We start from the raw sequence: 16,252 nt of genomic DNA, 5'->3' as shown, positions 1-16,252 counted from the left end.
CCCCCGAACCGGGGGAACCGCCCTTCTGGCGTACTACTCGGCGATCACTCGCCTTCGGCTTCGCCGCCCTGCTCCTCGTGGCCCGCGCCGATGCTGACCGGCGGGGCGTCCGGGATCGACGACGGACGGCGCTCGCCGCGGAACGTGAACCGCGCCTGGTCGTCCTTGTCCTCCGGGTTGCCGCTCCAGCCTTCGACGTCGACCAGGATGATCTGGCCGGGCTCGACTTCGCCGAAGAGGATCTTCTCCGACAGCTGGTCCTCGATCTCGCGCTGGATCGTGCGGCGCAGCGGCCGCGCACCCAGCACGGGGTCGAAGCCGCGCTTGGCCAGCAGCGACTTGGCCTTCGCCGTGAGCTCCAGCTCCATGTCCTTGGCCTTGAGCTGGGTCTCGACCCGGCCGATCATCAGGTCGACCATCATGATGATCTGTTCCTGCGTCAGCTGGTGGAACACGATGATGTCATCGATCCGGTTCAGGAACTCCGGGCGGAAATGCTTCTTCATTTCCTCGTTGACCTTCTGCTTCATCTTCTCGTACCGGGTGCCGGTGTCGTTGGACCCGGCGAACCCGAGCGAGACGGACTTCGAGATGTCCGAGGTGCCCAGGTTGGACGTGAAGATGAGGACCGTGTTCTTGAAGTCGACCGTGCGGCCCTGACCGTCGGTCAGGCGGCCGTCCTCCAGCACCTGCAGGAGCGTGTTGTAGATCTCCTGGTGTGCCTTCTCGATCTCGTCGAACAGGACCACCGAGAACGGCTTGCGCCGCACCTTCTCGGTCAGCTGGCCGCCCTCTTCGTAGCCGACGTAGCCCGGAGGGGCACCGAAGAGCCGCGAAGCGGTGTAGCGGTCGTGGAACTCACCCATGTCGATCTGGATGAGCGCGTCGTCCTCGCCGAACAGGAACGAGGCCAGCGCCTTGGACAGCTCGGTCTTACCGACACCGGACGGGCCGGCGAAGATGAACGAGCCCGACGGGCGCTTCGGGTCCTTCAGACCGGCCCGCGTACGGCGGATCGCCTGCGAGACGGCCTTGACCGCGTCCTCCTGGCCGATGATGCGCTTGTGGAGCTCGTCCTCCATGCGCAGCAGCCGGGTGGTCTCCTCCTCGGTCAGCTTGAACACCGGGATGCCGGTCCAGTTGGCCAGCACCTCCGCGATCTGCTCGTCGTCGACCTCGGCGACGACGTCGAGGTCGCCGTCCTTCCACTGCTTCTCCCGCTCGCCCTTCTGGCCGAGGAGGGTCTTCTCCTCGTCACGCAGGCGGGCGGCCCGCTCGAAGTCCTGCGCGTCGATCGCGGACTCCTTGTCGCGGCGGACGTTCGCGATCTTCTCGTCGAACTCGCGCAGGTCCGGCGGCGCGGTCATCCGGCGGATGCGCATCCGCGCGCCGGCCTCGTCGATCAGGTCGATCGCCTTGTCCGGGAGGAACCGGTCGTTGATGTACCGGTCCGCCAGGGTCGCGGCGGCGACCAGCGCCGAGTCGGTGATCGAGACGCGGTGGTGCGCCTCGTACCGGTCGCGCAGGCCCTTGAGGATCTCGATCGTGTGCTCCAGCGACGGCTCGCCGACCTGGATCGGCTGGAACCGGCGCTCGAGAGCGGCGTCCTTCTCGATGTACTTGCGGTACTCCTCGAGCGTGGTCGCGCCGATCGTCTGCAGCTCACCGCGGGCGAGCATCGGCTTCAGGATCGAAGCCGCGTCGATCGCGCCCTCGGCGGCACCCGCCCCGACCAGCGTGTGCAGCTCGTCGATGAACAGGATGATGTCGCCGCGGGTCTTGATCTCCTTGAGCACCTTCTTCAGGCGCTCTTCGAAGTCACCGCGGTAGCGGGAACCGGCGACCAGGGAGCCCAGGTCCAGCGTGTAGAGCTGCTTGTCCTTGAGCGTCTCGGGCACCTCGCCCTTGACGATGCTCTGCGCGAGGCCCTCGACGACGGCGGTCTTGCCGACGCCGGGCTCGCCGATGAGCACCGGGTTGTTCTTGGTCCGGCGGGACAGCACCTGCATGACCCGCTCGATCTCCTTGCCGCGCCCGATGACCGGGTCGAGCTTGCCCTCGCGGGCGAGCACGGTCATGTTGCGGCCGAACTGGTCCAGCACCAGCGACGACGACGGGGTGCCCTCACCGCGGCCGGAACCGGTTTCGGTGGACTCCTTGCCGCCCTGGTAGCCCGAGAGCAGCTGCAGCACCTGCTGGCGGACCCGGTTGAGGTCCGCACCCAGCTTGACCAGGACCTGCGCGGCGACGCCCTCGCCCTCGCGGATCAGGCCGAGCAGGATGTGCTCGGTGCCGATGTAGTTGTGGCCGAGCTGCAGCGCTTCGCGCAGCGACAGCTCCAGCACCTTCTTGGCGCGCGGCGTGAACGGGATGTGCCCGCTCGGCGCCTGCTGGCCCTGGCCGATGATCTCCTCGACCTGCTGGCGCACGCCCTCCAGGGCGATGCCCAGCGACTCCAGCGCCTTGGCGGCGACACCCTCACCCTCGTGGATCAGACCCAGGAGGATGTGCTCGGTGCCGATGTAGTTGTGGTTGAGCATCCTGGCCTCTTCTTGAGCCAGGACGACCACCCGCCTCGCGCGGTCGGTGAACCTCTCAAACATGTGCACTCCCTCGACTGCTGCGCCGGCGGCCCGTTTCCATCGCGTGCTTTCACCACGATGGATTCAGCACCGTGAGACCACTCTAGTAGCCAAGTCGTCGCGCTGGCGTACCACTACGGCTCTCGGCGGTCGTTTCCGCACCCGGACGTGGCATCTCCCGGGTACTCCCATCATCAGGTTGCCCTGCACCTTTACGTCAAGCCCAACGTGCGGACGGCCATTCGGATTCCGCCATCCGCGCGCTGTCCGCTCACCGCGAACAGTCCGCAACCTGGGAGGCCCGGATCACGTCGCCACCCGATTGGCGCAGCTCTCGCCAGCCTGTAAGGTTAGGCACGCCTAATCCACTACGGCATCCACTAACGGCATCCACTAACGGCATCCACTACGGCGCTTCGAGGAGGGCCGCGGTTGAACCAGCAGCGGTCCTTCCGTGACGCACGCGAGGTCGGCGACGGCCTCGCGTCGTCGTTGCGGCGGGTCTCCGGCCTGCAGGAACGCAGCGAACTCCGCCGGGACGTCCCCGCGGGCTGGATCCGCTGCTCGGAGCTGCTGGAGACGCCCGCGTACTTCGGCGAGTGGCGCGGCCTCCTCGGCGACTGGCTGCTGCGCGAGCACAACGCGACGCCGGCGCAGACCACGGCCAGCTGGGTCATGACGTGGTACCTGCACGTCCCGGCGTACGTCGGCGCGCTGTTGTGGCACCACGAGCGCCGGGTGCCGTCCCTGAAGCCGTCCGAGCTGGCCTTCCGGCTGGCCGACGACCGCCCCCACCCGGACGGCATGGCGGTGCTGGGTGACGCGTTCCACTGCCTCCCGACGGACCCGGGGTCCGCCCGCCCGGAGGCCACGGTGGTCCGCGACGAGCGCGCGTTGGCGGCGGTCCTGCGGGCGCGCTACCTGGCCCACGCGGCCCAGTTCGTCCGGGCGTACGCACCGGCGAGCAGACTGGGCCGCCGAACGCTGTGGGCGGCGGCGACGGACGCGCTGGAGAACTCACTGTGGTGGGCGGGCCTGCAGGGCGGCACGCCGGAGGCGGAGGGCGCGGGCGTGGCGGACGCGGCCCTGGTGCTGGACGAGCGCTACCCGCCGCTGACATCGGCATCGACGCTGCGGCTGGCGGAGGGCCCGGACGGCCACCGTTCGTGGACGCGGCGGCGCGAGAGCTGCTGTTTCTCGTACCTGCTGCCGTCGTCACCGGAGTGCGACGGCTGCCCGCGCACCTGTCCGCGGTAGGTCAGGTCCGGCGGCGGCGAGCCGATCACCAGACCGGATGCCCAACCTGATCGGACCGCCCTCGGGGTGGCCGCTGATCATCACCATCGGGGCCGCCCAATCCCAAGGTGGCGTTGCACAGTCACCCCGACATCGCGGCCGCAGCCGGGCGGCCTATTGCGGGCTCCACCGGCCATCCAGCCCCACCAGACAGCCCCCGCCGCTCCCTGGGGGGCGTCCCCGGTCCAGTCTATCGCCACCCCCCGACAAAACCCGCCGCTCAACCCGACCTGTCCACAGCTCAACCCACTTGTGGACAACTCCACCCCGGGTCCCGCCCAGCCGCCCCCAGTGCCCGCTCCAGCGGCGACGCCTCCGCAGGCACCGCCACCGCCGGCCCGTACACCCCCATCGCCCGCGCCTGCTCGCCCATGGCCACCGCGGACTCGTACACCGCCGTCGCCGCCTCCGGCGCGTACGCGCACGACTGGCCGCTCGCCCGGGCCAGGTCCCAGCCGTGGAGGACGAACTCGCCCAGCACCATCGCGCCCACCGCCGCCGATGGCATCGGTGCCGAGCCCAGTGCCGTCGTACCCGTCCACGCCGACGGCATCCCGAACACCGAAACCAGCGTCTCGGTCTGCTTCTCCAGGTCCGCGCGCCAGTCCTCCGTCACCAGCGCCGCCTCCGCCTCCCCGGTCGCCGGGGTGGGCGGGGACGACCGGCGGCCGGCGGCGATCAGCCACGGCCCCCAGTACAGGAGGTGGTTGAGCAGTCCGCGGACGTCGTACCCGGTGCACGGCGTCGGGGCAGTCAGGTCCGGGACCGCGCTCGCGATCCGGAGGAATTCGGCCGCGGCCGGGCGCAGCAGCGAAGCAGTCATGCCGGGGATCCAAACCCCCGGTGACCGGGACGTCTTGAACGAACGCGACAGCTACCGTGACCGTGTGACGCACCGGATCCCGCGCGGCATCGTGGCCGAGGCCACCGCGCGCACGATGTTCACGCTGACCCGGCACCGGCCCGCGCCGGAACTCGCCGAATTCGTCGAATACCACTGGGTCCTGCGCTGGGATCGGCGCAGGAAACCGCCGTACGAGCAGCGCGTGCTGCCGAACCTCTCGGTCCACGTGACGTTCTTCCCCGGCGCCTCCGGCGTCCACGGCCCGGCCCGCGACGTCTTTTCGCACCGCTTGGCCGGCCGGGTGCAGGGCCTGGGCGTCCGATTCCGCCCGGGCACCTTCCGTGCGTTCCTCGGCGGCCCGGTGCGTGACATCGCCGACCGGGCCGTCCCACTCACCCGCGTATTCGGGCCGGCGGCCGCGGCGGCCGCCGAATCGGTGCGCACGGCGGGCGATGACACGCAAATGGTGGGTGCGATCGACAACTTGCTGATCGCAAATCCTGTGCGGCTGTCCCCGGCCGCGCGCGAGGCGGCACAGGCGGTGGAATCAATCGCACGGGATCCGGGAATTACCCGGGTGGCGCAACTGTGCGCGGATACTGGACTAACCACCCGCTCTGTCCAGCGCATGTTCGCCGAACACGTCGGCTGCCCGCCCAAGTGGGCGATCCGGATTTACCGCCTCAATGACGCAGCGCAGCGGCTCGTCACCGAAGGAGAAGTCGATTACGCCGGTCTGGCGGTTCGGCTGGGCTATAGCGACCAGTCGCACTTCATCCGCGATTTCCGGACGGTGACCGGCCAGTCGCCTGGCGAGTACGCCCGAACCGCGCGCCCCGCCGATCGGGAACCGGACAGCGATCGGACATGAAGAAAGCCGCCGGGCGGAATTCCACCCGGCGGCCACCCCGCGTCGATGATTGGTCACGCCACCACCGGCGTGCGGATAACTGCTGGTCAACGACTCGCAGCCACTCCGCGCCCGTGCGGCCTGAACAATCTTCAGTTCTTCTTGTGGTAGGCCTCGACGACCTCGGAGGGGATGCGGCCGCGGTCGGAAACGGCGTACCCGTTCTTGCGTGCCCAAGAGCGGATGGCCTGGTTCTGTTCACGGTCGACGGCGGCCGGACGAGCCGAACCCTTACCGGCGACGGGGCGAACCGAGGCGCGCTTGCGACCGCCCGCGCGACGCGCGTGCTCGACATACTGAGCGAGCGCGTCCCGCAACTCCTCGGCGTTTTCCGAGGAGAGATCGATCTGGTAGCTGACCCCGTCCAAACCGAACTCGACGGTCTCTTCCGCCTCACTGCCGTCGAGGTCGTCGACCAGCGAGACGAGCACCTTCTGTGCCATCCGATTCCTCCTGCGGGGCTTACTCAATGATCTGGTACGGGGCAAGCCCCGGGACAGAAGACTTTGTCCAGATCATTAGTACCCGCTTCCGCGGTGCAGCGCAAATCTCATTGGGATAACTGGCAGCTATCCTCACACGCCCGGGTTATTCGGGTCGTACCAGCGGGAAGAGGATCGTCTCCCGGATACCGAGACCGGTCAGCGCCATGAGGAGCCGGTCGATACCCATTCCGACGCCGCCGCTCGGCGGCATTCCGTACTCCAGGGCCCGCAGGAAATCCTCGTCGAGCCGCATGGCTTCGCTATCGCCCTGCGCGGCCAGCAGTGACTGTTCGGTGAGGCGTTCCCGTTCGACGACCGGATCGACCAGCTCGGAGTATCCGGTGGCGAGTTCGAATCCGCGCACGTAGAGGTCCCACTTCTCGGCTACGCCCGGCCGGGACCGGTGCTGCCTGGTCAATGGCGACGTCTCCAGCGGAAAATCACGGACAAACGTCGGTGCGTGCAGGTGATCTCCGACGAGGTGTTCCCACAGTTCCTCGACGAGCTTCCCGTGCCCGAGCTTCGGGTCCACTTCCAGGCCCCTGGCCTGCGCGAATCCGAGCAGTTTGGCGGCGGGCGTCTCCGGTGTCACCTCTTCGCCGAGGGAATCGGACAACGACTCGTACATTCCGAGTGTGGTCCATTCGCCGGAGAGGTCGTACTCCGAACCGTCGGGCAGCGTGACGACCTGGGTGTCCAGCACCGCCTGCGCGGCCTCCTGGATCAGCTCGCGGGTCATCACCGCATTCGTGTCGTACGTGGCGTAGGCCTCGTAGTACTCGAGCATCGCGAACTCCGGCGAGTGCGACGAGTCGCTGCCCTCGTTCCGGAAGTTGCGGTTGATCTCGAAGACCTTTTCGATGCCGCCGACGACGCAGCGCTTGAGGTAGAGCTCCGGCGCGATGCGCAGGAACAGCTCCATGTCGAACGCGTTGGAATGCGTGACGAAGGGGCGGGCCGCCGCGCCGCCGTGCAGCGTCTGCAGCATCGGCGTCTCGACCTCGGTGAACCCGCGGCGGTGGAACGACTCCCGCAGCGACCGGACCACGCCGGCGCGCGTGCGCACGACGTCGCGCGCGCGGGGGCGCATGATGAGGTCGACGTAACGCTGGCGGATCCGCGTTTCCTCGGCCAGCTCCTTGTGCGCGGTCGGCAGCGGCCGCAGCGCCTTCGAGGTGATGCGCCAGGAGTCGGCCATCACCGAAAGCTCGCCGCGCTTGGACGTGATGACCTCACCGTGCACGAACACGTGGTCGCCCAGGTCGACGTCGGACTTCCACGCCGCCAGCGCGTCCTCGCCGACCTTCGCCAGGCTGATCATCGCCTGCAGCTCGGCGCCGTCGCCCTCGCGCAGGCTCGCGAAGCACAGCTTGCCCGTGTTGCGCAGGAACATCACCCGGCCGGTGATGCCGACGACCTCGCCCGTGGCGGTGTCGGCGGGCAGTCCGGCATGGGCCGCGCGCACCTCGGCGAGCGAATGCGTCCGGGGCACCTCGACCGGGTAGGGATCGATACCCTCGGCGAGGATCCGGTCGCGCTTCTCCCGGCGCACCCGCATCTGCTCGGGCAGTTCGTCTTCGGCGGGCTCGCTGGTGGAAGCGGGGTTTTCGGTCATGGCCATAGGGTACGAACCCCGCAGTCCGCTACGCCAACCGGATTACCTTTACCTTTCCCGCCATTAGCCTGGGCAGGGTGAGTGATCCCACCCGAGGTCAGCGCGCTTCTTCCTTCGGCGTCCGCGCCGCCGAGTACGCCCAGCACCGGCCCGATTACCCCCGGGAAGCCATCGAGTGGGGCCTTTCCGGAGCGAGCGGAACGCCGCGCAGAGTGCTCGATCTCGGCGCCGGAACCGGCAAACTCACGCTTGGCCTGGCCGCGCTCGGGCTCGACGTCACCGCGGTCGAACCCGATGCGGAAATGCGCGCGCAACTCGAGCGGGCCGTGCCGTCGGTGACGTCGCTGGCCGGGCAGGCGGAACGGATTCCGCTCCCCGACGGGGCCGTCGACGCGGTGTTCGTCGGCCAGGCGTTCCATTGGTTCGACGTGCCGGTCGCGTTGACGGAGATCGGCCGCGTGCTGCGCCCGGGCGGCGTGTGCGTGCCGCTGTGGAACTACGAAGACGAATCGGTGCCGTGGGTCGCCGAGTTCACCGCAGTCGGCCGCGACGGCGCCCCCCGCCCCACGAGCATCGAAGACATGCGCGAGGTGACGCACCCGCGGTTCGAGCCGTTCGAAAGCGGCCGGTTCCGCCACGCGCAACGACGCACGGCCGAGAGCCTGCTGGAAACGATCGCGACGTATTCGCAGGTGATCGTCTCGGCGCCGGCGGAGTCCGCGGCCCTGCTGGGCCGGCTCCGGCAGTTCCTGGCGGGGAATCCGGCGACGGCACACGGCGAGTTCGACCTGCCGCTGATCACGACGGCACTGCGCGCGCGACGGCGATGAGGACATTTCCGGCGTGCTGGTTTCGGGAGTGACCGATCCCGGGTCCCGGACGAGCGCGTCGTACCCGGTCAGGACAAGACGGCGCAGTGCCTGAAAACACTGCGAAAGGTCCCGCTCATGTTGAAACTGCTGCCTTGACCTCGATCGAGGTGGAGGTTCGATACTGCGGGGATGCGCAGGAAATCACTGGGACGGGCCTTGATCTCGCTGACCTCGTTGGTGACGGCCGTGGGCCCGTACAAGGCGGACTGGAACGAAACGCACGTGTACAACCCGCACTGGCCGCCGCACGCGAAGTTCCACAACGGCCAGACGATGAGCCTGGGGCTCGCGCTGGGGGCGACGAGCTTGTGGCAGCTCTGGCGGCGGCCGACCCGGGCGGGTCTCGACGCCGGGGCCGTGCTGGCGTCGCTGTACTGGCTGACGCAGATTTCGGCGCTGGCCTACCCGGGGTCCCGCGCGGTGGATCCGCCGGGGGCCGACCGGTTCCCGCAGGCGAAGATCGCCTTCCCGGCGCTGGCGGTGACGGCGCTGGGGTACGTGCTGGAGCGCCGTCGCCTGGCTCGCGGCTGACGGCTGGTCAGGGCCGGATGTTGCGCTCGTAGGCCAGCCGGAGGCCGAGCAGCGTCAGCTCCGGGACGTGGTCGGTGATCGTCTCCGACTCGCCGAGGACCAGTGGTGCGAGGCCGCCCGTGGCCAGCACCGCCACCGGTTCCGCGCCGCCCGGGGAGAGCTCGCGGACGATCCGGCGGACCAGGCCGTCCACCTGGCCCGCGAAGCCGTACAGGATTCCGGACTGCAGGCACTCCACGGTGTTCTTGCCGATCACCGACCGCGGCGGGACCAGCTCGACCTTCCGCAGGGCCGCCGCGCGCAACGCCAGCGCGTCGACCGAGATCTCGATGCCCGGGGCGAACGCGCCGCCCAGGAACTCGCCGCGGGCCGAGATCGCGTCGACGTTGGTCGACGTGCCGAAGTCGACCACCACGCACGCGGTGTTGTGGAGGTGGTGCGCGGCCAGCGTGTTCACCAGCCGGTCCGCGCCCACCTCCTTCGGGTTGTCCACCAGCAGCGCCACGCCCGTGCGCACGCCCGGCTCGACCACGATCTTCGGGACCCCGGCGTAGTACCGCCCGAGCATCACCCGCAGCTCGCGCAGCACCGCCGGCACCGTCGACAACGCGCTGATCCCGGACACCGCGTCCGCGTGCGGGCCGAGCAGCCCGCGGACCGTCAACGCCAGCTCGTCGGCCGTCATGCGCGCGTCCGTGCGCATGCGCCAGTCGCCCACGAGCTCCGGCCCGGACCACAGGCCCAGCACGATGTTCGTGTTGCCGACGTCGACGGTGAGCAGCAAGCGGGTCAGCTTTCCGCGTGCAGCAACGCGTCGAGCCGGCGGGCGTCCGCCGTCTCGGCGACCGGGAAGACCGCCGTCTCGTCGTCCGGCGGCAGCGTCACCGTGCCCGACAGCAGGCCCGATCCTTCCGGCGCGTGGCCGGGATCGGTGTGCCGGTGGACGATCCGGTTGTCGGCGTCGACGAACACCACGCGCGGCTGGTACGTCGCCGCTTCGGCGTCGTCCATCTGGCCGTACGAAATGAGGATGACCAGGTCACCCGGGTGCACCAGGTGCGCCGCGGCGCCGTTGATGCCGAGCACCCCGCTGCCGCGTTCCCCCTTGATGACGTAGGTCTCCAGCCGCGCCCCGTTCGTGACGTCCACAATGGACACCTGTTCCCCCGGCAGCAGGTCCGCGGCCTCCATCAGGTCCTCGTCGACCGTCACCGAACCGACGTAGTGCAGGTCGGCCTGGGTCACGGTCACCCGGTGGATCTTCGACTTGAGCATCGTGCGGTACATCGTGGACTCCTATTCCCCTGCGTCCAGCCGCTCCGGGTGCTCGACGGCGGCGCCGAGCAACACCGGAACGTTGTCGATCAGCCGGGTACTCCCCACCCGGGCCGCGATCAACAAGCGTGCTTCCCCATCGACGGGCGCGGGACCCAGGTCGGTTCCCCGCAATTCCAGGTAATCCACCTCGACCGCGGGCCGCGCGGCGAGGGTCTTCCACGCGGTCTCGAGGACCGCGTCCGCCCCGTCCCGGCCGACGAAAGCCCCCGCGGTGAGGGCGGCCGACAGGACGATGGCGTCTTCGCGCTGTTCAGGCGTCAGGTAGACGTTGCGCGAGGACAACGCGAGCCCGTCGCGCTCGCGCACGGTCGGCACGCCGATCACGCGCGTGTCGATGTTCAGGTCGCGCACCATCCGCTTGATCAGCACCAGCTGCTGGTAGTCCTTTTCGCCGAAGAAGGCGTAGTCCGGACGGAGCAGGTTGAACAGCTTCGCCACGACGGTGAGCACACCGGCGAAGTGGCCGGGGCGCGCGGCGCCTTCGAGCTCGTCGCCGAGCGGACCCGGGTGCACGGTCACCACGGCACCGTCGGCGTAGAGGGCGTCCGCGCTCGGCGTGAACGCGATTTCGATGCGGTCTTCGCGCAGGACGTCGAGGTCGGCTTCGAGCGGCCGGGGGTAGGCCTCGAAGTCCTCGCCCGCGCCGAACTGCAGCGGGTTCACGAAGATCGAGGTGGCCACGACGGTGTTCGGCAGCCGCTTCGCGCGGCGGATGAGCTCACGGTGCCCGGCGTGCAGCGCGCCCATGGTCGGCACGAGCGCCAGCTTGCGGCCGACGCCGTGCAGCGCCCGGCTGACCTGGCTCACGTGCTCGGGCGACGCGAACGTGTTCAGGCTGCCGCGGTTGAATTTCGGTGTGGTCACTGGTCTTGGTGCCCTTCGGCGGGATCGTCGAGGAGTTCGGTGAGGTCTTTGGCGGCCGCGGTGTCCAGCAGCCCGGCTGCCGACGAACGCGCCACCGTGCGTCTGGCCAGCGCGCGGTAGGCCGGCGCCACGTCCGGCGCCCGGTCCGCGAGCACCTCGAGGTGCTTGCGGACGGTGCCGGCGTCGCCACGCGCGACCGGGCCGGTGAGGGCGCGGTCGCCGTGTCGCAGCACATTATCCAACGCCGCCGAGAGCAGTGGTGCGACCAGGCGTTCGGATTGCCCGATTCCGGCTTGGCGCAACAGGTCCGCGCAGTCGGCGACCAGCGTCATCAGGTGGTTTGCGCCGTGGGCCAACGCAGCGTGATAAAGCGCTCGCGCGGAGTCGGGGATCCGCACCGGCTCGGCACCCATCTCGACGGTCAGCGCTTCGCCGACGTGCCACGCCGCTTCGTCGTCCTCGGCGGCCGTGACGCCGATGCTGCACGCCGCCAGCCGCTCGAGGTCCTCCTCGCGGCCGGTGAACGTCATCACCGGGTGCAGGGCGAGCGGCAGGGCCCCGGCTTCGGCCGCGGGGGCCAGGACGCCGACGCCGTGCGCGCCGGAGGTGTGCACGACGATCTGTCCGGGCCGCAGCGACCCGGTGGCGACGAGCCCGCGGACCATCCCGGCCAGCGCGTCGTCGGGCAGGGCGAGCAGCACCAGGTCCGCCCGGCGGACGGTCTCGTCGGGCGGCAGAAGGGGCACGTCGGGGAGGAGGCGTTCGGCACGGGCCAGCGACGCAGCGGACAGGCCCGACGCGGCGACCACGGTGTGCCCCGCCCGGGCCAGCGCGGCGCCGAGCACGCTGCCCACCCGGCCGGCGGAAACGACGCCGACCGCGAGGCGGGCGGGCCGCATCATGGCGTGCGCCTGTGGACGCTCATGCTGGCAGACTCCCTCTGCTCTCGTTCCAGTCCCTTTTCCGGGTACCGGACGACGGCGCGAGACTAACTCGGGCGAGCAGGCGCCGTTGAGCCCGGGTGACCAGCTTCACCCGGACCGGTTCACCCGCGGGCGGCCTCGTCGGCGAGGCGCGTCGCCTCCGCGCGGGCGGCCTTGAGGGTGTGCAGCAGTTCCTGCTGGCGCTTCCGGTCGGCGTCGCTGGTGAGCGGGTGCCGGTCGAGGAACGCGAGCTCCGTCACGCTGGCCTGGTACACGGCGACGGCGCGGGCAGCGCGTTTTCCGGACTGCCGTTTCGCCTGCCGGCGCCAGGCGCGGCGGCCGGGCAGGCTGGCCAGCAGCTCGACCTCCGAGGGCGCGATCCACCGCGCGGCGGCCATGTGCGGCAGCGCGGCGGCGATGATCCGCTGTTCGCGTTTCCGCTGCAGGACGACGAGGTAGAGCACGCCGACGAAGAGCGGCAGCATGATCAGGAAGTAGACGGTGAGGAACTTCGACCCGCCGAGCAGCGCCGCGCTGTTCCACAGGGCGTGCAGGCAGACGGCGGCGAGGTAGCCGGCGATCGGCGCGACGATCTTGAGGGCCTTGGTGGTCGTCCGGGCGGCGATGCCGATCCCGATGCCGGTGAGCACGGCGAACAGCGGGTGCGTGAAGGGAGCGAGCACCCCGCGGAGGAAGAACGCGGTGATGACGCCCTGGCTGTGCCCGTCCCCGAAGCCGTAGTCGGCGAAGGCGCGCCCGAAGTAGTAGATGTTCTCGGTGAAGGCGAACCCGGCGGCGCTGAACCCGGCGTAGACGACGCCGTCCACGACACCGTCGAACTCGCTGGACCGCCGCCAGAGGATGAGCACGACGAAGAGGGCCTTCGCGGCCTCCTCGACGACCGGGGCCGAGACGAGCGCGGCGACGGTGTTGCCGCTGCCCTGCCCGAGCAGCTGATCCCCGACGGCCTCGGCGGTGGTGTTGATGAGCAGCGCGGTGATGGTGGCGATGCAGGCGCCCCACGCGAAGGCGAGCAGCAGGAACTTGGCGGGTTCGGGCTCCCACCGGTCGACCCAGAGGAACCCGGCGACGACACCGGCGACGGGCACGAGCGCGGCGAGGACACCGATGGTGACGGCGAGCGGGCCCACCCGCGTGGTGGCGAGCCCGAACAGGAAGAGGCCGCACAGGGCCACCACGATCAGCCCGAACACCGGCAGCAGCACGGTGACCCGGCGAGGCCGCCGTCCGCGATCAAGTCCGGTCGCAGGCGAGAGGGTTCCGCTCACAGCGGGTCACCCTACGCAGACTGGACGGGAACACCAACGCCACCTGGCACAGAAGCGAGAGGTCCGGCCCGTCGGCCACGGCGGACCACGCCCCGAAGGCCACCTCGGGGCGCTTGGGTCGTGGGGGCGACCTTCGCGTGTGCGGCGCCTCCGAGGCCTACCTTGAGGCGCTTACCTCCGGGCGCGGCCTTCGCGCGTCCCGCGCACCCAAGGCGGCCTGCACCGCGCACAGCCACGGCCTTCGTCGCGTGACATGCGCCCCAAGGCGGCCTTGGTTGCGTCTGGCGCACCCAAGGCGGCCTTCGGTGCGTCTCACGCACCGAAGGCCACATTGGGGCGCTTGGGTCAGGGAGGCGAAGCCTCAGTCCTCCGCGCGCCGGCGGCGACGGGGCGTCGAGCCCGTTCCGCCGTTGGCCGCGAGGAGCTCGCTCACCGAACGGCCCGCCGCGTGGGAGCCGCTTCCCGGGGCCGGCTCCGGGGCCGCGCGGTGGCCGTTGCGGGAGCCGTTGTGGCCGTTCTGCTCGACCTCGGCCGGGTCGACCGGGGTCATTCCGCGGCGGGACATCGAAGCGCGCTCGGCGACCATGCCCTCCCAGGCCGGGGGCTCGCCGTCCGGACGGCGGCGGCGGCCTCCGCCCGGCGGCTCCGGCGCCGCGGGCACGGCCGGCAGCTGCTGCGAGTCCTCCGGCTTGCGGCGGCGGCCGCCCGAGCGGCCCTGGAAGTTGCGGACCGACTCCGGCAACGTCGGGTTCGCCATCGGCGTCTCGGCCTTGGCCGCCTCCGCCGGCGCGCGATGCGAACCACCGTGGCGGGACGGCGGCTCCTCCAGGATCGGCGACATGTCCGCCCGCGAGAACTGCTCCAACCGCGACGGGCGGCGGCCGTCGGCGGCCGGGACCGGCGTGGTCGGCGGCACCACCGGCGGCAGGTCCGTGCGCGACGGCTGCCGCGGCGACGGGCTCTTGCTCGGCACCGGCGTCGTCGGCGGGACCACCGGCGGGATGTCGGTGCGCGAGGCCGCGGCGTCCCGCGGCATCGGCGCCTTCGGCTCGGGCGGCTTCGGCCGGTTCGGCCGCTGGCGCTCGGCGAAGTCGTCGCGGTTCTGGAAGGCCGCGCTCAGGTCCTTGACCGGCCGGATGTCCGAACGCGACATCTCGGACGGCTTCGCGGGCGGCACGCTCGCCGCCGGACGCCCCGGCACCGCCCGCGGCGGCTCGGGCGCCTTGCGCGGCTCGGGACGCACGCCGTTCGGCTGGCCCCCCACGCGGGGAAGGTCCGGCCGGGACATCTCGACACGCGGGATGTCAGGCCGCGACATTTCCACGCGAGGAATGTCCGGCCGCGACATTTCGACACGCGGGATGTCCGGACGCGACATCTCCACCCGCGGGATATCCGAACGCGACGCTTCAGCCCGCGGAACGCTCGGCCGCGGCGCCTCGACGCGCGGCATCTGCGGTATCTGCGGCTTCTCCGGCCGTGGGGCCTCGACGCGCGGGAGGTCCGGGCGCGACATCTCCACCCGCGGGATGTCCGAACGCGACACCTCGACCGGCCGGATGTCCGACCGGGACATCTCGGCCCGGCGCGCGGGCGGCGGCTCGGGACGGCGGATCTCCGTCTTCGGTTCCGGCGGCTGCGGGCGGCGGATCTCGGTCTTCGGCTCCGGCGGGCGGCGGATCTCGGTCTTGGGGTCGGCGGGCCGCGGCGGCACGTCCCGGCGCGGCGGCTCGGCGGCGACCTCGGGACGGCGCTCGGACTGCTTCGCGACTTCGTCCGGCTTCGGCAGCCGCATCGGCTGCGACTCGGCCTGGCGACGCGCCGCCTCGGCGCGCAGCTCGGCGGCCTTCAGCTCACGCTGCGCCGCGTTCAGCGCCGGGTCGACCGGCGGCACCGGCGGACGGCGCTCGCTCAACGGCTTCGGCCGGGCGAGCTGCTGGGTGCTCTGCACGGAGACGTTCGCCGGGACCTTCGGGGCGGGCTTGCCGCCGAACCCCTTGCCCTTGCCGAGGCCCTTGCCGTTCGCGGGCTTGCCGTTCGACGCCTTGCAACGGCGCTCGTCGAGGACGCGGTCGATCAGCTCGGTCGGCCGCTCGCCGCCCTCGACCGGCTTCTTCCCGGCCATCAGCTGGGCGGGCTTCTTCTTCGGCGCGCTGTCGGGGATCATGCGGTTCTCGTCGGACACCTTGCGCATCCGGGTCGCCTGGGCGGTCAGCGCGACGCGTTCGAGCAGCACCTCGCCGCCGAACAGCGACTGGAGGCTGTCGCGCAGCGCGGACACCTCGGCGCGCAGCGCCTCCAGCTCTTCGCGGCCCTTGGAGTCGGCGACCGAGCTCTTCTCCGCCTCCACCTCCAGCTCGAATTCGCGCCGGGCCGCGATCTCGCGTTCCAGCTCCAGTTCGTACACAGCCTGCGCCTCGGCGACCGCGTCCTCGCTCTGTGCCGCGTGCTTGCGGTACTTCACGGCGAGGAACGCGCCGATCAGGGCGGCCCAGAGGGCCGCGACGATCCCGAGCCTGAGGTAGCGGAGATCGTCGCTGAGCACCAGTGCGAGGGTGGCTCCGATGGCGAGGACAAAGCCGACGACGAGCCACGGCCTGCCCAAGAGGCGGCCGCGCGAGTCGTCACCCACGCCGGTCATGTCTGACACCGTACCTGCTCGTAATCCGAACGAGACCTACTCCGTCCAGCGAGCGGTGGGAT

The 16,252-nt window shown here is 70.6% G+C and carries 13 protein-coding genes, 1 pseudogene and 1 riboswitch; of the genes and pseudogenes, 4 read left to right on the top strand and 10 right to left on the bottom strand.

From position 1 onward, the window contains the following. Positions 1-44 precede the first annotated feature (44 nt). A complete protein-coding gene (locus ACLJOU_RS05990) occupies positions 45-2,603 on the bottom strand; it encodes an ATP-dependent Clp protease ATP-binding subunit (protein WP_364278627.1) in 2,559 nt (852 codons plus the stop codon). A gap of 411 nt (positions 2,604-3,014) precedes the next feature. On the opposite strand from ACLJOU_RS05990, the gene ACLJOU_RS05985 reads away from it, so the two are divergent. Next, a complete protein-coding gene (locus ACLJOU_RS05985) occupies positions 3,015-3,839 on the top strand; it encodes a (2Fe-2S)-binding protein (RefSeq protein ID WP_410563906.1) in 825 nt (274 codons plus the stop codon). Positions 3,840-4,119: 280 nt separating this feature from the next. Here ACLJOU_RS05985 and ACLJOU_RS05980 read toward each other — a convergent pair whose 3' ends face one another. Further along, complete coding sequence (locus ACLJOU_RS05980) at positions 4,120-4,701, bottom strand: TIGR03086 family metal-binding protein (protein WP_410563903.1); 582 nt, start codon at positions 4,699-4,701, stop codon at positions 4,120-4,122. A 34-nt stretch (positions 4,702-4,735) separates the two neighbouring features. Between ACLJOU_RS05980 and ACLJOU_RS05975 the strand changes: the two genes are divergently transcribed. Continuing rightward, positions 4,736-5,593 (top strand): DUF6597 domain-containing transcriptional factor, encoded by an 858-nt coding sequence (locus ACLJOU_RS05975; protein WP_410563900.1) that lies wholly within the window; start codon positions 4,736-4,738, stop codon positions 5,591-5,593. A gap of 131 nt (positions 5,594-5,724) precedes the next feature. On the opposite strand, the gene ACLJOU_RS05970 is transcribed toward ACLJOU_RS05975, so the two are convergent. Both ACLJOU_RS05970 and lysS read right to left on the bottom strand, forming a co-directional pair. Continuing rightward, a complete protein-coding gene (locus ACLJOU_RS05970; RefSeq protein WP_020641935.1) occupies positions 5,725-6,075 on the bottom strand; it encodes a histone-like nucleoid-structuring protein Lsr2 in 351 nt (116 codons plus the stop codon). Between the two features lie 145 nt (positions 6,076-6,220). Then, the gene (lysS, locus tag ACLJOU_RS05965; RefSeq protein WP_410563899.1) at positions 6,221-7,732 is read right to left on the bottom strand and encodes a lysine--tRNA ligase; all 1,512 of its coding nucleotides are present in this window, start codon (positions 7,730-7,732) and stop codon (positions 6,221-6,223) included. A gap of 77 nt (positions 7,733-7,809) precedes the next feature. On the opposite strand from lysS, the gene ACLJOU_RS05960 reads away from it, so the two are divergent. Together ACLJOU_RS05960 and ACLJOU_RS05955 are read left to right on the top strand one after the other, a co-directional pair. Next, positions 7,810-8,562 carry a methyltransferase domain-containing protein gene (locus ACLJOU_RS05960; RefSeq protein WP_410563898.1) on the top strand — a complete coding sequence of 251 codons (753 nt, stop codon included), beginning with the start codon at positions 7,810-7,812 and terminating at the stop codon, positions 8,560-8,562. A gap of 25 nt (positions 8,563-8,587) precedes the next feature. Continuing rightward, a riboswitch (guanidine-III (ykkC-III) riboswitch) is annotated at positions 8,588-8,650 on the top strand. Between the two features lie 83 nt (positions 8,651-8,733). Then, positions 8,734-9,135, top strand: coding sequence for a DUF6640 family protein (locus tag ACLJOU_RS05955; RefSeq protein WP_410563896.1), 402 nt, complete (start codon positions 8,734-8,736; stop codon positions 9,133-9,135). 7 nt (positions 9,136-9,142) lie between these two features. On the opposite strand, the gene ACLJOU_RS05950 is transcribed toward ACLJOU_RS05955, so the two are convergent. The 6 genes and pseudogenes from ACLJOU_RS05950 to ACLJOU_RS05925 all read right to left on the bottom strand — a co-directional run bounded on the left by ACLJOU_RS05950 (position 9,143) and on the right by ACLJOU_RS05925 (position 16,190). After that, positions 9,143-9,919: a type III pantothenate kinase gene (locus ACLJOU_RS05950; RefSeq protein WP_410563895.1), complete on the bottom strand. Its 777-nt coding sequence runs from the start codon at positions 9,917-9,919 to the stop codon at positions 9,143-9,145. Positions 9,920-9,924: 5 nt separating this feature from the next. Beyond that, positions 9,925-10,422 carry an aspartate 1-decarboxylase gene (gene panD, locus ACLJOU_RS05945; RefSeq protein ID WP_410563893.1) on the bottom strand — a complete coding sequence of 166 codons (498 nt, stop codon included), beginning with the start codon at positions 10,420-10,422 and terminating at the stop codon, positions 9,925-9,927. A 9-nt stretch (positions 10,423-10,431) separates the two neighbouring features. Further along, complete coding sequence (gene panC, locus ACLJOU_RS05940) at positions 10,432-11,337, bottom strand: pantoate--beta-alanine ligase (RefSeq protein ID WP_410563891.1); 906 nt, start codon at positions 11,335-11,337, stop codon at positions 10,432-10,434. Then, positions 11,334-12,251: pseudogene (locus ACLJOU_RS05935) on the bottom strand (Rossmann-like and DUF2520 domain-containing protein); the annotation flags it as partial. The pseudogene ACLJOU_RS05935 and the gene panC, both read right to left, overlap by 4 nt. Positions 12,252-12,382: 131 nt before the next feature. Further along, the gene (locus ACLJOU_RS05930) at positions 12,383-13,486 is read right to left on the bottom strand and encodes a PrsW family intramembrane metalloprotease (protein WP_410564756.1); all 1,104 of its coding nucleotides are present in this window, start codon (positions 13,484-13,486) and stop codon (positions 12,383-12,385) included. A gap of 424 nt (positions 13,487-13,910) precedes the next feature. Further along, positions 13,911-16,190 (bottom strand): DUF6779 domain-containing protein, encoded by a 2,280-nt coding sequence (locus tag ACLJOU_RS05925; protein WP_410563888.1) that lies wholly within the window; start codon positions 16,188-16,190, stop codon positions 13,911-13,913. Between the last annotated feature and the right edge of the window lie 62 nt (positions 16,191-16,252).

Origin of the sequence: Amycolatopsis sp. cmx-4-61 (assembly GCF_046548775.1) — a bacterium.
In the GTDB taxonomy this organism is placed as follows: Bacteria; Actinomycetota; Actinomycetes; order Mycobacteriales; family Pseudonocardiaceae; genus Amycolatopsis.
The sequence above is the reverse complement of the archived record's forward strand: the minus strand, read 5'-3'. Positions and strand labels throughout refer to the sequence as shown.